Below are 22,674 nucleotides of genomic sequence, written 5' to 3' on the forward strand. Positions count from 1 at the left end.
GCAAAACAGGTTACTGCTGTATATCACCGACATCCATGTCGGTACTGATTAAGGAATAATTATGTTGGAAGATTTTATCAATGCGTTCGGCAATTTCCGCAGTAAAAAATTGCGGACGATACTATCTCTTTTAGGTATTGCAATCGGCGTTACCGTTGTGACGGTTATCAGCAATATCGGAAGCTCTATGAAGGTAAGCATGGCGAAGTTATTCAATCTTGATACGATGAATATGATTCAAATTGAGCCTCGCTGGGATTTTGATAAACAAAAGTATCATATCAAGCTGACTGAAAAATACCGTAACGCATTAGAGAAAAATGTACCGCTCGTAAAAGACGTATTTTATTCAGGCCTTTTCAACGCAACGGTTTCACATAATTCGTTTTATCTGAAAAATCAGCGGATAGTCGGTATTGAATACGGTGCGCTTGAAGCAAACGGGTACGAATGGTCTTATGGGAAAAGCTTTAGTCTTGATGATTTTGCAAATCGCCGGCATAAAATTATTCTGGTTGAAGATGAAGCAAAGGTGCTATTCCCCGAAGGAAACGCTATCGGGAAAAGAGTTACGCTTACCGTTCCGTATAATCAGGGGCGCCAGTTTATTCCATTTTCGTTTGAGGTATGCGGTGTTGTAAAGCCGCGCAATCGGTTTTCCAGTATCGGTTCTTTTATGGTGCCACGTTCATTTGTTACAGAGGATATGGGTATCGGTAAAAATGATTCCGATCTCGCTTCGGTGCAGATTTACGATCCGGCATATATTGACAAAGCAACGGCGCAGATAAAGGCGTTTTCCGATTCGTTTGCAAAAGCTGAAAACACCTTATGGACGTTTTCGGAAAAAGATATACTGAATCAAATCAATTCGCAAATCGCTCTTATCAGCGTGGTGCTTACCGTGATTGCGGTTATGTCGCTTCTGGTCGGCGGCGTTAACATTATGAATATTATGCTGGTTACCGTAACGGAACGAAAAAAGGAAATCGGAATCCGCAAGGCACTCGGTGCAAGCGAAGCGGTAATACGCAATCAATTTTTAGTTGAGTCCGCGACGTTGAGTTTGACGGGCGGGATATTCGGTATGCTGCTTGGCGGAGGGCTTAGCATGCTTTTGGTACAAACGGTTTTTAAGTCTGACAACTTCAAGATGGTCTTTAGCCCGAATATTAGCGGTTCAGTTATTGCATTTGCCGTGTCCATAACCATCGGTATTTTCTTCGGTCTCCGCCCTGCAGTTAAAGCCGCGCGGCTTGATCCGGTTAAAGCCTTGGCGGATTAAGGCTATATCCGGAACTTCCCCACCTCTTGCGCAAGATGATCAATACTGGTTTTATTTTGCTCTGTAATAGAAACAACCTCTTCTACAGCATCGGTTATTTGCTCTGCGCCGGAGGCTATTTCGGTCATACTGTCGGTTGTTTCCCGTGTAATTTCCGCCAATTTTTGCATCTCTTCGGCAATTTGCTTACCGCCTTCAAGCATTTCTATGGAAGCGGTGCTTACATCTTTCGTCACCTTATTGATAGTCTCGATAGCCGATAAAACTTGCGTACCGTTTTCTTCCTGTTCCCGCATAAGGTCTACAATCGAATCTTCTTTCTCCGAAATGTTACTGATAAGTCCATAAACATCGGTAAAAGTTTTCTCTGCTTGTATACCCGCCTCTGAAACTTGCGCGATAATTTCGGTTGATTCTTTTATAACCGCGCCGATCTGTTTTCCCTGCATATTGGATTCTTCGGCTAGTTTTCTAATTTCGTCGGCAACGACGGCAAATCCTTTGCCCGATTCTCCGGCATGGGCAGCTTCAATTGCGGCGTTCATCGCCAAAAGATTTGTTTGGCTGGCGATATTTTGAATGACCTGACTCGCTTCCAGCAGCGCTTCCGATCGTTCCGCAATCTTCTTGACAAACTCATTTGCTGCCCGTGCCCCGTCTGTTCCCGCTTTCATTTGACCGTATACGGTTTTAATCAATTCATCATTTTGTGAAAGTATTTTATTAATACGAAGCATATTTTCCGCAGTGCGTGTTATTAACGCCGAAGACTGCGTAATACTTTCCGACTGCCTTGCAATCCCTTCAACAAGCAGGTTTAATTTTCCTTGAATCTGCTCACCGGCTGCAGCTGTTTCCGTTACACCGGCTGCTTGCATTAACGCTTTTTCCTTTACCGTTGCGGCATTGCTACTTATTTGTTTTACCGCGGCAGCCGTTTCTTCCATATTGCTTGATAAGTCGGAACCGATCGCCGTCATTTTATCGGCTTCTTCTTTTAAAACGGTCAACATAGTGTGGGTATGTTCTATCGCCATATTCAAATTTGTCATAAGCCGCCCGATTTCGTTATTACGTTTTACCGCCACGCGATCGGTAAGATCTCCCGCCGCAATTTTTTCAAACATAGATTCAAGTCTCGCAAAATACCGCTTTAGTGCACGGGCAGCGATAATCGCCAATGTGAAATATATAACAAACATCAACAGCCCGATGAGAATCATAATTCTGACCAGCGCATAAAACAACGAAAGGATTTCCCTTTGTTCCACAATGACAATAAGCTTCCATCTTAATTCGGGAAACGGAAAGATATAAGCTTTTCTCTGTTTTCCGTCCAATGTAATAAAAACGGAACCTTCCTTTTTTTGAGTGATTTTCGCGAAAGCGGCATCGACATCACTTAGGTTCTTAGAAATGAATGCACTATGGGCTGCATCCGCTAAAATCATCCCGTCATCTTGCACGAGCATACAGTATCCCGTATTCCCTATTTTGACACTGCTGATAAATGATGTTAAATCAGACAAATTAATATCAACACCGACACATCCTAATAATGTACCGTTACCGTCTTTTATAGCCTTTGCGACCGCTACGACAGGAGTACCATCTGTAGCAATATATACCGGTGTGATAACTATAGCTCCATTTGCTTCGGCGGCTTGTTTATACCATGATCTTTGGCGAGGATCATACCCTAGCTCGTCTTCCCCAGACCATGAAGTTGCAATCCCTCCCCATCGAGTCCCCATATAGACATCTTGGAATTCGGAGAAGCTTTCCTCTATAGCTTTAAACAACGTTACAAGCTCCTGTTCCGTTTTTCCAGTATGCGTATATATTCTTCCCGATTTTTGTGCTTCTATCGTATAATTATAAATAGTATCATCGGCTCCTCGTACAGCAGGATGCGAAGCAAGCATGGTAACAACATTCTCACCCTTTTGCATGAGGAGGTTGATCGATTTCTCAACGTTGAAAAATTGCTGAGCGGTAAACTCGTTAAACAATGCAGTATTTCTTTTGTAAAGTTCATAACCGACAACTGCACTAATAAAACCGATAATCGAAATGATCGTTATAGTGATCGCACGTAAAAGTCTAAAACGAATTGAAAGTGCTTTTTTCATTATGGTGTCTCCAATTGCTAATTGGTAATGGTAACTAATACATTTATTAATATGATCTCTGAATAATTCCTTATATTATATACTATAGTTAACAAATCCGTCAACTTGCTCAGGCAACGTTGCTGGCAGAACCATACACTTGCTCAAAAAGATAAAACTTTCTATAATAGTGAACTATCATTTTCTTAAAAAGTGATTAGGAGAAAAATATGGAAACCCGAAGCCGTTATGCCCCGTCTCCGACAGGATTTCAGCACATTGGCGGAGTACGTACCGCGTTATTTAATTATCTTTTTTCCCGCGCGACCGGCGGAAAATTCATCTTGCGTATAGAAGATACCGACCAAACCCGCTATGCCGCCGAATATGAAACAAATCTTTACGATACCCTTGACTGGCTTGGAATTGACTGGGATGAAGGCGGCCCCCGCGGCGGTCCGTATGCCCCCTATATTCAGTCTCAACGTTCCGAATTATACCGCGAGTATGCGGATAAACTCGTCAAAAGCGGTCATGCCTATTATTGTTTTTGCGATGAAGAACGGCTCGAACGCATCAGAAAAATTCAAACCATGAATAAAATGCCTCCGGGATATGACCGGCACTGCCGCAATTTAACGCAGGAAGAAATCGATGCGAATATCGCAGCGGGAAAGCCCTATGTTATCCGCCTCAAGGTGCCGCTTGAAGGAACAACGGTATTCCACGATGTCCTTCTCGGTACAATCGAGTGGAAAAACGAAGACATCAACCCCGATCCCATCTTGCTGAAAAGCGACGGCTTCCCCACCTATCATTTGGCGAACGTTGTCGATGATCACTTAATGAAGATTACGCATGTTATGCGTGCGCAGGAATGGGTACCCTCAACGCCGATGCATGTTATTATGTATAAAGCGTTCGGCTGGGAACATCCCGATTTTTGCCATTTGCCGATGGTTATGGGGAATGACGGGCATAAGCTTTCTAAACGGCATGGTGCGACCAGCTGTAACGAATTCCGCAACAACGGCTATTTAAAAGAAGCGATTATCAACTATGTTGCGATGCTCGGTTGCTCTTATGAGGAAGGGCGGGATATGTTCTCTCTTAAAGAACTGGGAGAACGCTTTAATCCCGAACACATCAACAAGGCTCCGGCGATTTTCGACTATAAAAAGTTGGAATGGTTTAACGGGCAGTATATGCGGCTTAAAACCGATGAAGAACTCTTTGAGTTAACATGGCCGTTTATTGCGAACTCCGGTATCTTCGGTGAGCAGGATCAAAAAGCTCGTGAAGCAGCCGGATTACGTTTTGCCGACCAGGCGCTGCTTAAACCTACCGATGAACAAAAGGCAATGCTGATGAAGGTGATGCCGTTGATTAAAGAACGCCTCCACTTTTTAACGGAAGCCCCGCAAATGGTGCGCTTCCTCTTCGAAGAGCCGGCAGTTCCGCCTGCAGAAGAGATTATCCCCAAAAAGTTGGATGCAGAAAAGACGCGGGCTGTGCTGGAGAAAGCAAAAACCGTATTACCCTCAATTGCAAACCTTGATGAACACGCTGCAAGCGAGGTGTTCCGCGCGGAAGCAGAAGCGACGGGCGTTAAATTGGGCGACTTTATGATGCCGATGCGTATGGCAATTACCGGCAGCCGCGTAAGTCCGCCGCTAGTCGGTTCGATACAGATCTTAGGTATAGATCGTTCTATTGCCCGCATCGAAAAAACTTTGAAAGAACGGTTTAACTTCGGCTGCTGATATGGCGCAGCCTCGTTAACCGCGAGTTCCGGCAGATGCCTTTAATAACCAAACGAGGAGTTTACAGTATGGAAGATCACGCAATTTCAATGGAAAAAATCGTCAGCCTATGCAAAAGGCGCGGCTTTGTGTTTCAGTCTTCTGAAATTTACGGAGGACAGAACGGGGCATGGGATTACGGTCCGCTCGGTGTTGAATTAAAAAACAATATCGCCCGCGCATGGTGGAAGGAAATGACCCAGCTGCACAACTCAATTGTCGGTATCGACGCAGCTATTTTGATGCACCCGCGCGTGTGGGAAGCATCGGGACATGTGGAAAACTTTACCGATCCGCTGGTTGACTGTAAGAAGTGTAAAGCACGCTTCCGTGCCGACCAGATTGATCAGAACAAGTTAGCAAAAAAAGAATGTCCCGACTGCGGCGGCGAGCTTACCGATGTGCGAAAGTTCAATTTAATGTTTAAAACCCATATCGGGCCGACAGATGATAACAGCAACCTCATCTACTTACGCCCCGAAACCGCACAGGGTATCTACGTGAACTATAAAAACGTTGCGCAAGCCAACCGTATGAAAATCCCTTTCGGTATTGCGCAGATCGGTAAGGCATTCAGAAACGAAATTGTAACGAAAAACTTTATCTTCCGTACCTGCGAGTTTGAGCAGATGGAAATGCAGTTTTTTGTAAAACCCGGTACCGACGACGAATGGTTCAACTACTGGCGTGAACAGCGGTGGGCGTTCTACAAAAAACACGGTGTCCGCATGGATAAGTTGCGCTGGCATCAGCATGGCCCGGATGAGCTTGCTCACTATGCAAAAGACGCCTACGATATTGAATATGAATTCCCGATGGGCTTTAAAGAGCTTGAAGGCGTACACAACCGCACCAATTTTGACCTGACCCGCCATACCGAATATTCCGGTAAGGATATGCAGTATATTGATCAGGATAACGGCAACGAACGGTATATTCCGTACATCATCGAAACCTCAGCCGGTTTAACCCGCAACCTCTTAATGTTCCTCTGCGATGCGTACGAAGAGCAAAAAGTTGCCGACAAAGGCAATGATGACGATTGGCGAACCGTGTTGCATTTCCATCCGGTTATTGCGCCGATTACCGTAGCAGTGTTACCTTTGATGAAAAAAGACGGCCTTGCGGAGCTTGCACAGGATATTCAAGCGGAATTACGTGAAGACTTCTGTACCGACTATGACCAATCAGGAGCAATCGGTAAACGATACCGCCGCCAAGATGAAGCGGGAACTCCATTCTGCGTTACCGTCGATTATGACAGCAAAGAAGACGGAACCGTTACCTTACGCTTCCGCGATTCTATGGAACAGGTGCGCATTCCCCGTGCCGAACTTGCAAACCGAATTAGAACAGAAATAAAAAATTATACAAGAGCGTAGGCAATATTTTCCCGTATAATGCAGACGTACAGCATAACCAGCAGCACGAGTGTTATACGGGAAGCAACACTCTCTTACGCGGAGTTTTCTATGGCTAAAAAATATTCATATAGTGCAGAAGATCAATCTATTCTGTCGCCGATATTATATAAGTTTTTCGTTAATCCCTTGGTAGCAATTTTACCTTATCGTGTACCGGCAAATTTTATTACATTTTCATCCTTTCTTTGTATTATTACTGCTTTTTGTGTTGCAGTACATGGATACTATGTCGGAAGGTACGGGCACTGGTGGCTTATTCCAGTACTTGCACTGATTTATCTGACCGGCGATTGTGCCGATGGAAAGCAAGCCCGAAAAACAGGCACCGGTTCACCGCTTGGTGAATATTTTGACCATTTTTTAGACTGTTTTGTGACCGGTCTTTTAATGGGTATTCTGATGATATCTTTCAAGGTAACAAAACCGGCTCTCATTACAATAGGTTTCTTTAATCTATATGCCGGGCAAATCGGAAGTTTCTGGGAACGCTATAAGCGGCGGGTAATGTGCTTTGGAAAACTCGGATCCAATGAAGGAATCATTGCAATCGGTTTGACATCGTGGCTTATGTCAATACCGTCGATCCACGCGGCAGCAGACACAGTTCTCCTTTTCAATATAACAGGTGGAGAAGCTCTGATTATTACTATTATGACGGGAACAGCAATCTCCGCAATTCATTCAATTGTCCGATCTCGCGCAATTTCTGCCCGCCTCATTGCACATTTAATACTATCGTTCGCCGTTACCTACACAGCTGCCTATCTCTTTGGGAATAAGAATATAGTATATATCACGGGTGTGGTAAGTTTCTATAATGTATTTTTCCTTTCTTCGCTTTTAGCAGCAACCAACCTTGATAGCCGAGAATGCTTGCCGGATGTTATCATCCCTCTTTCATTCATATTATTCTTTTTGATCCCGAATTATACTTCACTTATTCAGCATATACAAATTGTATATTTGGTAGTGCGGGTTGCGATAAAATTTATCTCGTTTGTCAGAATAAACCGGCAGTATTGGTATTGGATTAATCCGCCGCCGGATGAAGATCTTTCAGCAACGCGGTAATCCGATCGGGGTAGTCAGTAATAAGACTGTCTACCCCCATTTCAATCAGCTGCCGGTAATCGCACTGAATGCTGCCGAACCATGGATTGATGCGGATACCAGCCCGGTGCAAAGCCCCAACCAGTTCAGGCGTTACACAATAAGCTGATGGGTGATAACATTCGATACCGAGGTTCCGCACATACTGCTCAGGATGAATTTGCCAACTGTCTACCAATAATCCGCACGTTACCGCCGAATCGATCTTCTTCATCCGCAGTACGCTTTCGTGATTAAAAGACGACACAATACAGCGATTAATCAGTTTGTACTCCTTCATCAGCTGATATACAACTTCTTCAATTCCTTCATAGACAAAGACACCTGTCTTTAATTCGATATTCGAAATGATGTGTGGCTGTTCCGCAATATATTCAAAATATTCTCGCAATGAAGGGATCGGAGCAAAATCTATCGTTTCAGGATGCGGCTTTGCGGCATTCAGCGCTTTTAACTCATGGTATGTTTTTTGTCCGACTAATCCCGTACCGTCAGTCGTGCGGTCAACTGCTTCATCGTGAATAATAACCGCTTCACCATCTTTTGAAAGATGCACATCAAACTCTATCCCGTCACAGCCGGCTTCCACCGCTTTCCGAAAGGCAAGCATGGTGTTTTCAGGGTACCGGCTGCGGAATCCCCTGTGCGCAATATTAAGCATTGTTTTTTCCATCATAACGGGATTATAGCACAGAGGGGGCAATGATGTACACTTTTTAAGGTGAGCATGACTATAGGTTGTTCTATTTTTCCTATTTCAGCCTACCGGTAGCTTGTGCAAGTGCACTCGCCGTTAAACCGTAGTCGGAAGTATACAATAGTTTTGCAGCCTCGGCATGAGCAAGGCTCGCGGTATACGCAGCCTCCAGAGATGGATATCCTTGAGCCGCTAATGCGGTAATCATCCCGCTCAAGACATCGCCAGCCCCCGCTTTGGCGAGCGCATTGGTTCCAAGCGGGTTCACAAATACTTGGTTTCCGCAGCCAATCAGCGGATAAGCGCCTTTCAATACTATGACTGCCTGAGGAAAAGCGCCGCAAAACAGCCGCAAATATTCAAACCGGTGCTCCTGTATTTCGACGACACTTACCTGTGCGAGTCCGCTATTTGCAAGCAGACTTTGGAACTCCTTTGGATGCGGCGTTAAAATAGGTGCTTTGAAAAGCGACAGCAGTGTAGGCAGTTTGGGGTTATGCAGTATATCGGCATCAAGAATGAGCGGACGTTCCCGAACGAGCTCTTGTGAAAGGAAGCCGAGCGCCCGAGCCTGTGTATCGGAATTTCGCCCTAATCCGGAGCCGACCATTGATGCCGAAAAGTTTTCGGGCAGCTGTAACGTATACATAAAATCGAATGGAGCGGCAGGTACAGGCTCTCCGAACACGGTAACCAAACCGATTCCGAAGTGAAGAGCAGCTGAAGCAGCAAGCATACAAGCGCCGGTTTTTTCACCACAGAAAAAAAGGCCGTGTCCGTAGCTCATCTTGTGGGTATTTTGCACGCTGCGGTGAGGCAGCTTCATATCCTCTACCGATAAGAGAAAGGTGCCGGTCTCACCTTCGTAGCAGCGCCGCGGCAGGCCGAGATTACAAACATAAATAGCCCCGGTATAATCCTTCGCAGCGTCGGCATAGAGTGCTGTTTTTAGCGCGCCCATCGTACAGGTTTCGTCGGCGCGGAACGCAACAGGCGATGGGATGCCGAACTCATTTAAACCGCTCGGAATATCACAGGCAATTTTATAGCCCTGTACCGCATTCATCCGCTCAATCAAAGCGCTCATTTCGCTATCGAGGCTGCCGCGGATTCCCGTACCGAACACCGCATCAACAAGTACATCGCAATGCTCCTGTAACATGTCCGTTATCGGTATGCCAAGCAGACTAAGCCGATCTTGCTGTAATTTGCACAAGGGGGATTTCGGCTCTTTTACTAAGACAACGCGAACAAGACAAAAATCGGCGAGAATCCGTGCAAGAGCATACCCGTCACCGCCGTTATCACCCGAACCGCAGACAATCTGTACAAGCGGTAATTCTGCCTGTGGAAGTTTTATGTGCGAAGACGGTAAAACCAAAGCATTGTTCTGCCTCGAACGTCCCTGTATATTTTGTGGGTACAATAAACGTGATGAAAGAAGATTTCGAATACGTTCAACCATGCCGCAGGCAGCATGCTCCATCAGTACACCGTTTTTTAAATTAAAGGCATCTTCCGCCCGCTTATCCAGCTCTCGTACCGAGTCAAATATCTTTTCCATCAAAAAAGCCTCTCAAAAAGACGTTAGGTTATTCATCACATGAGAACTGCGGAATTAAAGCGGCAGATGAGGATTGTATTTCTGAGTCGTTTCTAATCTTCTTTCTTTAAGACCACTTGTTCCAACATGATAAAGTTATAAATTTTTGTATAGACAGCGGTCATCCATTCCCGTATCGGCTTGTCGGAATGCTGTTCAATTTCCTTCCAATTTTGCAGTAAATCTCGATGGGGTTTATCATAGTCGGCAATACAATTCTTTATAGCATTTCCAAGCGTCATAATATTTTTAATAGCAACTTTAAGCAGTTTAAGAGCAGCTTCGTTAACGGTATCCAAGTGTTTTTGCACTTGACGACCGGCTTCTTTTTCCCGCTCCATTCGCGACAACAGCGTGCGGAATTTAACCCCCATTTCGGAAACCTCTGACAGTTTTTCGTCAAACTCCAAAAGCTTAGTCGAAATATGCATCAAATTGTGGTAGCTTTCGGAATATTCGGCAGAAAGCACCTGCTGTGTCCATTGCCCACGTACTAAAATTAAATCGGATAGAGCCCGGATATCACTTTTAAAGTACTCGACTAAAAACGATTTAAGGTAGTTCATTGCATCAGCATAGATATAACCTTCAAGTCCCCGTTTTTCAAATGCTGCATTGGAACGCGGATTATAGTTTTTAGTACCTGACGAAATCACATTTCCGAATACACGCTGCACGAGCATTGCTACCTGAGAATTCTTTTGCTCCATAACAATGTCTCTTAACGTATTATCAATCGACCGTTCTATTTGCTTAAGATAATCATCGGTTACCTTTTCGGTGAAGGGACTGATTTCGACCGTGTAGGCAGTATCTTTTGTAATATGCTGAATAATTTTTTCTAAGATATGGGAACGACGGACATCGTTTAAAAGGCTCAGATGCTTTTTCCACAGAGGAGCATTAACCGGCTGTACATTCTTGTATGCGGTAATAATTGCGAAAAGCTTCTCCCAATTTGCATCAAGCGAAAGTCCGTTTAGCACAACGATAAAATCTTTTAATTCATCTTTAAGGTACTCGCCGTTAACAGTGGCAAAGTTTGGCGTATAAGAAAATTTGTCTTCCGGCAAAGCGGGATCGAATTTTTTTAAAAAGAAATAATAATCAAACAGCACAAAGTGGATAAATTCATTGAGCTGCCGATACTGTGTATCAATCTCGTCTATCTTCTTGCCGTCAAACTCACGCATAAAGGCATCAAATTCTTTCTGTACCTGAATACTCAATTCTTTTTGATTGGTCGTTTTTGCACGTTCCTTGATGACTTCAGGCGTCAGTTTTTCCCGTATTTGATGCTGTCGTTTTGACAAATTTTGCTCTACGGTGATACTCTTGAGAACCTTTGACGAGGCGGCACTTGCAAGGAGAGCCCGTGCAGGACCGACAATTTTATACAGCTCAAAAAAGAAACGCGCCATCTGCGGTTGGAGTTCTTCCGAAGAAGGTTTATACCACTTACTGAATTTATTTTTTGAAATTTCCTTTGCCAACGCTTTTAAATGTCGTTTCTTTATCGCCTCTGCATCATCCCGTGGAAAAAAAAGCTGTAATATACGTGTAAGAAAAGATTCTTTTTTCTGTGCCATAGATATACCTATAATGAATAAAATCCGCAAATCTGTCAATCAAAAAAAATTTTTTATCCCTTTCAAACCCTGCAAATTTATGATAGTGTAGGAGAGGTTATCATCGATAATTACAGAAAGATAAAACTACGGCTCCCTTGCCTTGGAGTTTGATACTGTCGATATAACGGAGGTACAGCATGCGCTATAATGAAGAATTTAATTTTACCATTGATACACTCGGTCCCTGTAAAATACCTTCTCCTATTCACCTTTCAAACGTAATCGGCGACAGTATTGCAAATTACGTTACCAATGACGATTTTATTCGCTTCCGGTTGGAATCTAAGGTCGGAGAGCAGTACGGGCCATTCAAACGCGAACAGCTTATCGAGAAAGCAGGTCCGCGGGAAAAAATATTCTTTAATCCGAGTCATGTCCATGCAGGCATTATCACATGTGGAGGATTATGCCCCGGCCTTAATGATGTGATCCGATCGGTCGTACGCTGTTTGTGGGGACGTTACGGCGTTAAGCGAATCAGCGGCATTCGCTTCGGATTTAAAGGCCTTTTACCGGACTACCATTTCGATGTTATGCCCTTAAACCCGACGGTTGTCGATGCATGTCATAAAACAGGAGGAACAATCCTCGGCACTTCACGAGGCGGAGGTACCCGCGTTGTCGAAATCGTAGACGGAATCGAGCGGCTCAATTTGAATATCCTTTTTGTCATCGGAGGCGATGGAACACAAAAAGGCGCTTTAGAAATTGCAAAGGAAATTGAACGACGCGACCTGTGTATCTCCGTTGTCGGCATCCCGAAAACCGTTGATAACGACCTGTCGTTTATTCAAAAGTCCTTCGGCTTCGACACGGCAGTTGTAAAAGCCTCTGAAGCAGTTGCTGCCGCCCGTATGGAAGCACAGTCCCAAATCAACGGTATCGGATTAGTCAAGCTGATGGGACGAGAATCGGGATTTATTGCGACGCACACGGCTATTGCAAGCCATGAGGTCGACTTTGTACTTATCCCCGAAATTCCTTTCGATATGCGAGGTGAAAACGGTTTTTTAAAGCATTTGGAAGACCGCTTAGCCCAAAGTCATTACACAGTTATTGTTGTTGCAGAAGGAGCCGGTCAAGACTTAATGCAAAGCAAAAATGAAACCGACGATTCAGGCAATAAGCGTCTTTCCGATATTGGCGTATTCTTAAAAGAGCAAATCGATGCTTATTTTAAGTCAAAATCCATTCATATCAACTTGAAGTATATCGATCCGAGCTATCAAATCCGGTCAGCGCCGGCAGCGCCGGTTGACTCTATTTACTGTGAACGGCTTGGGAATAATGCGGTACATGCCGCTATGGCGGGAAAGACAAAGTTGATTGTCGGTCTTATGTATAATAAGTTTGTTCATTTGCCGATCAATGTCGTCGTCCGTTCTCGCAACTATGTCGAACCGGACGGCTCGCTCTGGCGCGACACCCTCGATGCGACAGGTCAGCCGCCTCTAATGAAAAACAAGACTCACGATGACCACAATAAACATACATCTGCTCATTAGTCGAACAAGCATAAACGCGGTAGCGTAGTTAAATTTAAGGGAACCATCCAGAGACTGTTTTGCAATCCTCCTCAGCGGATATAATGCATCTTTACCCTTACAGAAAAGATCGATAGGATTTCAGTCTTTGGACTATCCATCGCTTTTATTTAGTGTATAGAGGAACGAACATCCTTCAATACAACATCGTGAGAACCGCCTTCGATAATACTGGAAGGAGAGACCAATGTTATTTTGGCATTCTGTTGCAGCTCAGGAATGGTGAGGACACCACAATTACACATCGTAGAACGTACCTTATAGAGTGTTGTTTTAACACCGTCATGCAATGAGCCCGCATAGGGAACATAGGAATCCACGCCCTCTTCAAATGCGAGTTTACTGTCTCCGCCGGAATCGTAACGCTGCCAGTTTCGTGCCCGCGATGAGCCTTCGCCCCAATATTCTTTCATATAACTGCCGTTTACCAGTATTTTATTTGTCGGACTTTCATCAAAACGAGCAAAGTAGCGCCCTAACATACAGAAATCGCTGCCCATTGCAAGCGCCATTGTAATATGATGATCATACACAATACCGCCGTCAGAACAGATAGGAATATAGACACCTGTTTTCTTAAAATAGTTATCGCGAGCTTTGGCAACCTCGATAAGTGCCGTCGCCTGCCCTCGGCCTATGCCCTTGGTTTCGCGGGTAATGCAGATGGAGCCTCCACCAATCCCCACTTTGACAAAATCGGCACCGGCCTCCGCCAAAAAAATAAATCCATCTTCGTCAACGACATTGCCGGCTCCGATGGGAATTTTATCTCCGTATTGTTTTTTTACAAAGTTAATAGTACGCTTTTGCCATTCCGAAAAGCCGTCGGAAGAGTCTATACATAAAACGTCAGCGCCTGCAGCCACCAACGCAGGAACACGCTGCTCATAATCACGAGTATTAAGCCCCGCCCCAACCAAATAACGCTTTTTTTCGTCGAGTAGCTCATTCGGGTGCTCTTTTTTGCTTTCATAGTCCTTACGGAACACAAAAGCCACAAGTTTTCCTTCTGAATCAAGGACGGGAAGGGAATTGAGCTTATACTCCCAAATAATATCATTTGCTTCTTTTAAGGTAACACCTTCACCGGCATAATGGATCTTTTCAATCGGCGTCATAAATTTCGCAACGATTAAATCCCGTGCCATCCTACTTGGGCGATAATCACGGCCGGTAATAACACCAAGCAACTTCCCATGTGCAGTACCGTCATCAGTAACAGCAACTGTCGTATGCCCCGTTTTCTCCTTTAAACGCAACACGTCTTCCAAAGTATTTTCAGGCTTTAAGTTTGAATCGCTTTCTACAAAGCCCGCTTTATAGTCCTTAACAGCAGCAACCATTGCAGCCTGTTTTTCTATACTCTGTGAACAGAAAATAAAGGATAACCCACCCTCTTTTGCAAGAGAAATTGCCATACCATCATTGGAAACCGACTGCATAATTGCCGAAACTAACGGAATATTGAGCGTATACAACGGTTTTTTCCCTGTAGAAAATCGGGTAAGCGGCGTGTGCAGATTGATATTCTGTGGATTATGCTCAATACCAGTATAGCGAGGAATTAACAGATATTCATTAAACGTATGCGACGGTTCTTCATAATAGTATGCCATAATTTCTCCTTACGGTTACATCATATTTTAGGAATCTTTTTTTATCAAGTATTAATTCGGCACCGATTATTCACAACTTACTCACCAACATAACAGATTATCCACAAGTTATTAGCAATATCATTCTATTATTTTCTCTTTTTTTTAACCGATATAAACAGACACCCTTTTACATTAAAAGGGCATAAACCTTTTACACATAAAACTTTATACAGCAAAAACAATATAAATGATATAATAAAGGGCAAGAAATGCAGATATATAGTTTACAAGATATCCACAACTTCTACACAAGTAATAATATTATCGAATATCAACCAAGCGAAACCTGTGCGTTATTATCAATCGCCAAAATAGTCTTACATTCGGAGCAGCGGAAGCGACCTGGACGAGGCGCCTTTAATTTCTTTGCACAGATAGGACACGAAAAAATTTTGGGGAAGAGATTAACCTGAGAAGTAATATTTGCTCCTTTATTTTTAAAGAATTCAATAGCTGTTTCTAAGGAATCATGGATAGTAAAGAAAGTTGCAAAACCGAGCAGTTGAAACACTTCATATACTTTCGGCTGAAGACTTAACAATACAATATCACCGCCCTTCCCTTTTACAGCCTTTAGGAAAGCAGTAAAAGAGCCTATCCCCGTAGAAGAAACATAATCCAAATGGGCACAGTTAAAAATAATCTGAATATATCCTGCATCAATAAGGGTTGTAACTCTTTTTTGAAAGAAGGTTGAATTATACGTATCGACATATCCTGACAGAATGATCACGATACATTTTTCAAGCCCTTCTACCTTTTGTAGTTGTATTTTAAGGCTTTTGTCTTTTTCGTTATCGAAACTCTGAATTATTTCTGCGTCATTCATATGCCAATCCTTTGTCAAATCTATCCTTGTTATGAAGTAAAAATTATATCTATATTCATATCCCTATTCAAGGGACTCAGCCCTAAAACGACGACCACCCTTTATCAACCGGTAGTATAACCCCATTATAAGCGCACTCTTTTAATAAAAAGAGCGCAGCATCCGTAATTGTAGTCGGATTAATCAATTCACCATCAGGATTTTTTTTCGCCCATATCGCCCGAGTATTCTCCGACAATAAACCGCTATCGGTAAAACCCGGGCAAACGGCATTTGCTGTAATACCATATTGAGCATATTCCATACTCACGGATTTTACAAGTGATATAAGGCCTGTTTTTGCCGCCCCATATACGGCATTTGTTCTAAAACCTCGTAAAACTTGAGTTTCCGTACCGCCAAACAGCAAAATACGCCCCCAAAGCCGTTCTTTCATACCAGCTAAAGCCGATGAAACCAGTATACCAGGCAGTGTAAGGTTTGCATATACTGTTGCACTCCATTCCTGAGCAGAAGTCATATCAAGCGGTTTTTGCAAAAACGGACCGTAAGCGACGCACAGAATATCGGCAGCATTGGCATATTTGCACAGCTCCCCCACATAGGAGGCTTTTTGCAAATCACAGATAAAACAGGCTACATTTCCTTGGCAGCAAAGACTTGCAACACGTTTTGAATTGCTCTGTCCCTGCATCACAACAGAAACAGATTCTTGTAAAAGCGATTGCGCTAAGCAGTATCCAATTCCACTTGTCCCGCCGACGACCAATGCGCTTTTACCTTGCAGCACATTATCCATAGCGTATTCCTTCCATACGGTTTATTAGGCAGTCCCCACGCTTACTTTTTTCATTATACTCCGAAGTACTTGACATAGCAAGCGTTCTCTACACAAAATAATTACCATGAGTACTTCAACCTCACAAGAACGGCTTCCGATTGCAGTTATTCTCTGCCGCCCTGAAATAAGCCGTAACATCGGCGCTGTTTGCAGATCAATGGCCAACAATAATTGTTCCGATTTACGTATTATAGGAAACAAAAAAGATTATGATGAAGAAGAGATCCTCCGGTTAGCCATCCATGCCGGAACAATATGGCAGCAAGCCCGTTTTTTTGAACCTTCAATTATGGGATTAAAAGCATCAGTTGCCGATTGCTGCATTGTCGCCGGAACAACACGGCGCATAGGAGAAAAGCGCAAATCATGGGGCATGACACCGGAGGATTTCGCTTCGTTTTCTTTCAATACGGCAGAAGGACTTACCGGCCTTGTATTCGGCAATGAACGAACCGGGCTTACCGATGAGGAATTAAATGTTTGCTCGGTTGCCATCAATATCCCTTCAGCCCCCGATTTTCCATCGCTTAACCTTTCGCATGCCGTGCAAATCGTCTGCTATACGCTATTCCGCGCCTATAGTCCCCGAAAATACGGCTATGAGCGTATCCCTTATACGCGGGTTACCTCAACCTCAGAACATATCAACGACTGTTTATGTAAAATGGGTCTTTTTAAACATGCAGGGAAAGAAGATAACATTCGTTTTTTTCAGGAGATAATTGCAAGAGCGGGATTATCCGCCCGGGAAGCGCGGTATTTGGAAGAACTTTTTCAAAAGCTATGCTATGTTAAATGTCGAAATGCTGAGGGAACAGTACAGGAGATGCCTTTGCTGCAAACACCGCCCGTTCCAAACAATTAAAAAGTTCACGGACATTCCCCGGCCAATTATACTTACACAGCAGAGACAGAGCCTCCCGTGATAAGTGTTTTCTCGTTTGTTTTAAATAATTATATGCCAGCACTCCGATATCTTCTTTATGCTGACGCAGCGGGGGAACGATAAGATGGGCAACATCAAGACGATAAAAAAGATCTAATCGGAAGAGTCCCTGATCTACCATTTCTTGCAGATCACAATTTGTCGCACAAATCAATCTAAAATCAGAAGAGTACTTTTGAGTGCCTCCCAGTTTATAATATTCGTGTGTTTCAAGAACCCGTAAGAGTTTTGCTTGCAAATTCAGTGTAAGATTTTCTATTTCATCAAAAAATAATGTTCCTTGATCTGCCTCTGAAAAGAGACCTTCCTTATCGATTGCTCCGGTATAAGCTCCTTTACACGAACCAAACAATAAACTCTCTGCGAGATCTTCCGCAATGCAAGTAGTATTTATCGGTAAATATCTACCGGGACGATTTTTAGAATAGTAATGAATGAGCGAAGCAACGACTTCTTTACCTGAACCGCTTTCTCCGTACAGCAATACATGAGAATTTTGCTGTGCTGTCTGTAAAATAAAGTTCCGTATCATTTGAATTTCGATACTCTGCCCCTGCAATTTCGTATAGAGCGGAGCCGTTACCGGATCTATATCGTACATATCGATTATTCGGATAATTTTTCCTTCAAGCGTATTTTGAATAGTATTGTGTAATATATTGAATTCATAAGGAATAGAAAAACATCCTAATATCATATTTGTTGCAAAAGCGGCCTTTTCTACAAAATTACAATGCTGATGTGATAATAAAAAGATAGGTAAAATGGGATATTGCCCGTAAATTTCTTTGAGTATATTCGGCGGATACTCGCCCCCTGCTTCAAAATCAAATAACAGAAAATCGTAGGCTTTTTCTTCTAAGCAAGGTAGGACAGCCCGATTGTCCAATATATAGTCTATAGACCAAACTTTTTTAGACACACAAGCGAGTTTTTCGGCATCTGTCGAAAATGCTGCAACAAACAAAACACTTAGCACAGCCACACCTACAACAGAAAACCGGAAGAGGCAGGAATCGAACCTGCCGTTGCGAATTATGCAACCAACGGTTTTGAAGACCGCGAAGACCACCAGATCCCATCAGCTTCCATTAATAAGAGAAATTATGATTTAGTATAAAGTGAAAGTTTCTTTTAAGCAACCCTACTGCTTTTAATTTTAACGCTATCAAGAGGAAAATTTTCCGGTTTTTTATCTTTTTAGGATTATTATGCTTTACTTATTTGATCTCTAGTGTTCCGTCTTAAACATGACAAATATTTCACTCCCCGCAAAGGGATATTAGAATCGCCGCATGAATAAACTTGAGTGATGAACGGCCAAATATAATCAAATTTAAGCATACAAAGATTGTTTATATATTGCCGATACTATGTTAAAATAGTACCAATGAGCAAGATAACATACCTATCCGTTAAAGAAACTGCAAAACGCTGGCACATGAGTGAACGGAGTGTAAGGAATTACTGCTTACAGGGTAGAATTGTGGGGGCGCTTTTAGAAGGGAACACATGGAATGTCCCTTCTGATGCAGAAAAGCCCCATCGAAAAATTCGCCATACGGCAAAAAAAGATACGCTCTTATCATTCCTTAAACGTGAAAAAGAAACCGGATTGAAAGGCGGAATTTATCACAAAATTCAGATTGACCTTACGTATAATTCAAATCACATAGAAGGTTCAAAACTTACACACGACCAAACTCGATTCATTTTTGAAACAAAAACGCTTGGTGTTACAAATGAAGTTGTTAAAGTTGATGATATTATTGAAACGGTAAATCATTTTCATTGTATTGATGTAATCATAGAAGGTGCGCATACGAAGCTTTCGGAAAGTTTCATAAAACAGCTTCATTATATCCTAAAATCCGGAACAACCGACAGTCAAAAAACATGGTTTAAGGTTGGGGACTACAAAACGCTGGAAAATGAAGTGGGTGGAGATGCAACGACAAAACCTGCGGATGTTGCAGCAGCGATGAAATCATTATTAATGGAATACAATGCAAAATCGGAAATCACTCTTGATGATGTGTTGGATTTTCATGTCCGATTTGAAGCGATTCATCCGTTCCAAGATGGTAATGGCCGTATCGGAAGATTGATACTGTTCAAGGAATGTCTTAAGCATAACATTGTCCCGTTTATCATCACTGAAGAACTAAAGCTTTACTACTACAGAGGAATTAAAAATTGGAAAAATGAACGCGGATTTTTAAGAGATACGTGTCTTACCGCACAGGATATAATGAAGCAATGTTTGGATTATTTCGGTATTGTGTATTGAAAAACCGCCCCGGAAATGATCACCTAAGATTCATTACCAAAAGTCGGCGTATTAGAGTTCTTTTATCCGGCCGCTTCTTTCACACCCGCCAGATACCGAAGCATTTTATCTACTAGGATAAAAGCTTGCGGCGTCAGTGTTTCGAGGCTGTCCTGTGGGGTGTGCATCCGCTGCCATGTCTGCGGAATGACGGCGGCAAGCGGCGAATCAGGCGGAACGTGTGCATTGGTGATGATACACCGTTGAAGCGCTTGAGCGGCGCTTTCGTTGGCGGATATTTCCGCAGCGGCCGACCTATGACATCCGGCGGAATGCACGTTACCCGATAGGGGCGTTCCAGCCGAGTGCGGCATATACCGCATCAGCAGCTCAGCTTCCGCCCTCGGCAATACGGTGATGACCTGTGCGGTTAATCCAGCGGAAATAAGCCCTGCGTTGTCGCTGTAGGCGGTCGGCAGCGAAAGCCAGCGCCCCCTGCACGCGGCGTCGGCATAGATGCGGCAGCGCCGATGCAGAGCGGAAAGCACCGCCGTTTTCCGTGTATCCCTGCCGTATATTCCGGACTCGGAAAGGATGAGCGTATCTCCGCTGCCGCACATATCAAACACAAAGATGTCATCCTGCTGCATTGAAAGGGCACGCAGGCCTTGCCCCAAACGGTACGCGCCTTGGTTTTTAATACCATCCGCCCCCGCTTCTTCGCCGTCGGTAAAGATGATGCGGATATTATGCGCATCCCGTTTATGCAGCAGCGTTTGGGCAAACAGCAGCAGCTGTATGCAGGCGGCGGAATTATCGTTTGCGCCCTGTGTACCGGCGGCGCGGTCATAGTGCGCTATCAGCGTTTTCATCTTAAAGCGGGGATTGTACGCAGATTGCCGGTAGGTAATAACAATGTGAGTTTTATCTTGAAGAGTAACGGTACGGTAGGGAATTCCTTGCGCTGCCAACCGTTCCGTTATAAAGGCGCGCCGGTCTGCCGCCGGTTCTAAAAAAGCGCTGAAAAAAGGCGGAGCGATAATCGCTTGAGCTTGTTCAAGAGTCACGGCGGCAGAGCAATCGGGTTATAAAGCGGCTAAGGCTTTTTCAAGCTCGCTTACTAAATGCGCAAAGTGCTTGCAGGCTGCTTCAACCGGTTCGGGAGAAGCCATATCGACACCGGCAATCCGCAGCGACTCGATGGGATAGCGGGAACCGCCGGAGGTTAAAAACTTAAAGTAATCCTCCCGCTCCGTTTTTCCGCCCGAACATACCCGTTCTGCAAGGGCAAGCGATGCGGAAATTCCGGTTGCATATTTGTACACATAGAACGAATTGTAAAAATGCGGGATACGCAAGCCTTCAAGATCGCTGCATTCCTCAAAGTGCATCGCGGGACCGAAGTAAGCGGTCAGCAGTTTGCGATATTCGCTGCGAAGGTTCTCGATGGTAAGCGGCGTTCCCTCTTCGACCAACTTATGCGTGATATGTTCATATTCGGCAAACATCGTCTGGCGATACAGCGTTGCAAGAATATCACTTACACGAATACTCAGAAGGTATGCCCGCATTTTGGGATCGCTCGTGTTTTTCAGCATGGAGCGGAACAACAGCTCCTCGTTAAAGGTTGACGCTACCTCCGCTTCGAAAATCGTGTAGTTGTAGCTTAAAAACGGATTGTTTCGCACTGAATACCACGAGTGCACGGAATGCCCGCCTTCATGCACAAGGGTGAACACATCCCGGATAACGTCTTCTTTATAGTTGACCATGATATACGGATCGCCTTCAAAGCAGCCCCACGAAAAAGCGCCCGAACGCTTGCCTTTATTTTCGTACCGGTCAACCCAGCCGTTCAAAAGGCCGTTCCTCAGCGTCGTTACGTATTCGTCTCCGAGCGGCTGTAACGCTTCGGTAATCATATCGACGGCTTCGTTATACGGGGTATGCCGCCGCACTTCGCCGACTAACGGAACGTACACATCGTAGTGCCGCAGCTCGTCAAGCTTGAGCGATTTTTGCATAAGTTCATAAAAATGATGCAGCGGCTCCAAATTTTTGCGGATTGTCCGAATAAGGTTGTCGTATACTTCCGTCGACACCTTATCGGGATAGAGCGCCTGTTCACGGGCGGAACCGTATCCGCGGATGCGGGCGAGCGCAATATCCTGCTGTACCTGACCGGTGTACAAAGATGCTATCGTATTTTTGTACGTGTCGAACGTGCCGTAAAATTGCATATACGCTTGCTTGCGGATATTCCGGTCGGGATTGATTAAGAACTGTGAATATGAAGATTGAGTAAGTTCTTTCGCTCCGTCAGGAGTTTCAATTGAACCGAAACGGAAGTCTACATTCGTAAGCGTCGAGAAGCTGCGGCGTTCGACATCCTGCGATTCGGCTAAAAGCGACAGAAGCTTTTCTTCTTTCTCGCTCAATGTATGAGCTTTTAATCTGATCAGTTTTTCGATAAAGACTTTGTACGGAGCAAAAGCAGCTCCGGTCTTTCCGGCAGGATCGAGCCAGCCGCGGATAGTCTGTTCGGGAATATCCAGCAAAGCGGGAATAAACCAACTTGTTTCGGAAGAAAGTTCCGTGTCGGCCATCATCGCGAGGGAAACCCGTTCGATGTTTTTAGGATCGCTTTCATCTACCGACTTCATCAAAAAGGCATAATGGCTTGTCTTTTCCGAAATACGGGACGCCGCTTCCACAGCCTGTAAACAGCCGAGTACTGTTTCGGCAGTCAGTTTTTCAGGTGAAGCAAAGGCGGTTTTGTAGGTTAATACGCGGTCTTTTGCGGCGGTAATGTCTTTCAGTGAGGCATTCCAGTCCGCATCATTTGTAAAAAGTTTGCTTAAATCCCATTGGTCGCTTTTTGCGACCTCCGAGCGGAGGGGTACCGTTGAGTTTTTCATACGTTC

General features: G+C 44.1%; 17 protein-coding genes and 1 tRNA gene. 7 read left to right on the forward strand and 11 right to left on the reverse strand.

Going from position 1 to position 22,674, the window contains the following annotated elements:
- The first annotated feature begins 61 nt into the window (after nucleotides 1-61).
- Nucleotides 62-1,285, forward strand: a complete 1,224-nt coding sequence (locus E4N69_RS12365) for an ABC transporter permease (protein ID WP_253824018.1) — start codon at nucleotides 62-64, stop codon at nucleotides 1,283-1,285.
- A 2-nt stretch (nucleotides 1,286-1,287) separates the two neighbouring features.
- Here E4N69_RS12365 and E4N69_RS12370 read toward each other — a convergent pair whose 3' ends face one another.
- On the reverse strand, nucleotides 1,288-3,417 hold the full coding sequence (locus E4N69_RS12370; protein WP_253824019.1) for a methyl-accepting chemotaxis protein: 2,130 nt from the start codon (nucleotides 3,415-3,417) through the stop codon (nucleotides 1,288-1,290).
- Between the two features lie 209 nt (nucleotides 3,418-3,626).
- On the opposite strand from E4N69_RS12370, the gene gltX reads away from it, so the two are divergent.
- The 3 genes from gltX to E4N69_RS12385 all read left to right on the forward strand — a co-directional run bounded on the left by gltX (nucleotide 3,627) and on the right by E4N69_RS12385 (nucleotide 7,693).
- Complete coding sequence (gltX, locus tag E4N69_RS12375) at nucleotides 3,627-5,159, forward strand: glutamate--tRNA ligase (RefSeq protein WP_253824020.1); 1,533 nt, start codon at nucleotides 3,627-3,629, stop codon at nucleotides 5,157-5,159.
- Between the two features lie 68 nt (nucleotides 5,160-5,227).
- Nucleotides 5,228-6,580 (forward strand): glycine--tRNA ligase, encoded by a 1,353-nt coding sequence (locus E4N69_RS12380; protein WP_253824021.1) that lies wholly within the window; start codon nucleotides 5,228-5,230, stop codon nucleotides 6,578-6,580.
- 90 nt (nucleotides 6,581-6,670) lie between these two features.
- On the forward strand, nucleotides 6,671-7,693 hold the full coding sequence (locus E4N69_RS12385; RefSeq protein ID WP_253824022.1) for a CDP-alcohol phosphatidyltransferase family protein: 1,023 nt from the start codon (nucleotides 6,671-6,673) through the stop codon (nucleotides 7,691-7,693).
- On the opposite strand, the gene E4N69_RS12390 is transcribed toward E4N69_RS12385, so the two are convergent.
- The 3 genes from E4N69_RS12390 to E4N69_RS12400 form a co-directional block, all read right to left on the reverse strand.
- Nucleotides 7,653-8,408, reverse strand: coding sequence for a glycerophosphodiester phosphodiesterase (locus E4N69_RS12390; RefSeq protein ID WP_253824023.1), 756 nt, complete (start codon nucleotides 8,406-8,408; stop codon nucleotides 7,653-7,655). The two genes, E4N69_RS12385 and E4N69_RS12390, sit on opposite strands and share 41 nt — an antisense overlap.
- 76 nt (nucleotides 8,409-8,484) lie before the next feature.
- Entirely contained in the window at nucleotides 8,485-9,993 is a 1,509-nt protein-coding gene (locus E4N69_RS12395; protein ID WP_253824024.1) for an NAD(P)H-hydrate epimerase, read from the reverse strand.
- Nucleotides 9,994-10,085: 92 nt separating this feature from the next.
- Complete coding sequence (locus tag E4N69_RS12400; protein WP_253714667.1) at nucleotides 10,086-11,621, reverse strand: DUF5312 family protein; 1,536 nt, start codon at nucleotides 11,619-11,621, stop codon at nucleotides 10,086-10,088.
- A 179-nt stretch (nucleotides 11,622-11,800) separates the two neighbouring features.
- Between E4N69_RS12400 and E4N69_RS12405 the strand changes: the two genes are divergently transcribed.
- On the forward strand, nucleotides 11,801-13,168 hold the full coding sequence (locus tag E4N69_RS12405) for an ATP-dependent 6-phosphofructokinase (RefSeq protein WP_253714668.1): 1,368 nt from the start codon (nucleotides 11,801-11,803) through the stop codon (nucleotides 13,166-13,168).
- A 149-nt stretch (nucleotides 13,169-13,317) separates the two neighbouring features.
- Here E4N69_RS12405 and E4N69_RS12410 read toward each other — a convergent pair whose 3' ends face one another.
- From E4N69_RS12410 to E4N69_RS12420, 3 genes are all read right to left on the reverse strand, one after another.
- Nucleotides 13,318-14,823 carry an IMP dehydrogenase gene (locus E4N69_RS12410; protein ID WP_162664643.1) on the reverse strand — a complete coding sequence of 502 codons (1,506 nt, stop codon included), beginning with the start codon at nucleotides 14,821-14,823 and terminating at the stop codon, nucleotides 13,318-13,320.
- A gap of 313 nt (nucleotides 14,824-15,136) precedes the next feature.
- Nucleotides 15,137-15,694 (reverse strand): STAS domain-containing protein, encoded by a 558-nt coding sequence (locus E4N69_RS12415; RefSeq protein WP_162664644.1) that lies wholly within the window; start codon nucleotides 15,692-15,694, stop codon nucleotides 15,137-15,139.
- Between the two features lie 82 nt (nucleotides 15,695-15,776).
- Nucleotides 15,777-16,493, reverse strand: a complete 717-nt coding sequence (locus E4N69_RS12420; RefSeq protein WP_162664645.1) for an SDR family NAD(P)-dependent oxidoreductase — start codon at nucleotides 16,491-16,493, stop codon at nucleotides 15,777-15,779.
- Between the two features lie 106 nt (nucleotides 16,494-16,599).
- Here E4N69_RS12420 and E4N69_RS12425 point away from each other — a divergent pair, with 106 nt between their 5' ends.
- Complete coding sequence (locus tag E4N69_RS12425) at nucleotides 16,600-17,400, forward strand: RNA methyltransferase (RefSeq protein ID WP_253824025.1); 801 nt, start codon at nucleotides 16,600-16,602, stop codon at nucleotides 17,398-17,400.
- Here the strand turns inward: E4N69_RS12425 and E4N69_RS12430 are convergent.
- Nucleotides 17,327-18,460, reverse strand: a complete 1,134-nt coding sequence (locus E4N69_RS12430) for a sigma 54-interacting transcriptional regulator (protein ID WP_212565719.1) — start codon at nucleotides 18,458-18,460, stop codon at nucleotides 17,327-17,329. The genes E4N69_RS12425 and E4N69_RS12430 overlap by 74 nt on opposite strands.
- Nucleotides 18,461-18,482: 22 nt before the next feature.
- Nucleotides 18,483-18,571, reverse strand: a tRNA-Sec gene (locus tag E4N69_RS12435).
- A gap of 300 nt (nucleotides 18,572-18,871) precedes the next feature.
- Here E4N69_RS12435 and E4N69_RS12440 point away from each other — a divergent pair.
- Nucleotides 18,872-19,771, forward strand: a complete 900-nt coding sequence (locus E4N69_RS12440; RefSeq protein ID WP_253824026.1) for a Fic family protein — start codon at nucleotides 18,872-18,874, stop codon at nucleotides 19,769-19,771.
- Between the two features lie 62 nt (nucleotides 19,772-19,833).
- Here E4N69_RS12440 and E4N69_RS12445 read toward each other — a convergent pair whose 3' ends face one another.
- Nucleotides 19,834-20,817, reverse strand: coding sequence for a M28 family peptidase (locus E4N69_RS12445; protein WP_253824027.1), 984 nt, complete (start codon nucleotides 20,815-20,817; stop codon nucleotides 19,834-19,836).
- A gap of 18 nt (nucleotides 20,818-20,835) precedes the next feature.
- Nucleotides 20,836-22,668, reverse strand: coding sequence for an oligoendopeptidase F (gene pepF, locus E4N69_RS12450; protein WP_253824028.1), 1,833 nt, complete (start codon nucleotides 22,666-22,668; stop codon nucleotides 20,836-20,838).
- Between the last annotated feature and the right edge of the window lie 6 nt (nucleotides 22,669-22,674).

This window comes from Treponema sp. OMZ 906 (genome assembly GCF_024181185.1).
Taxonomy (GTDB): domain Bacteria; phylum Spirochaetota; class Spirochaetia; order Treponematales; family Treponemataceae; genus Treponema.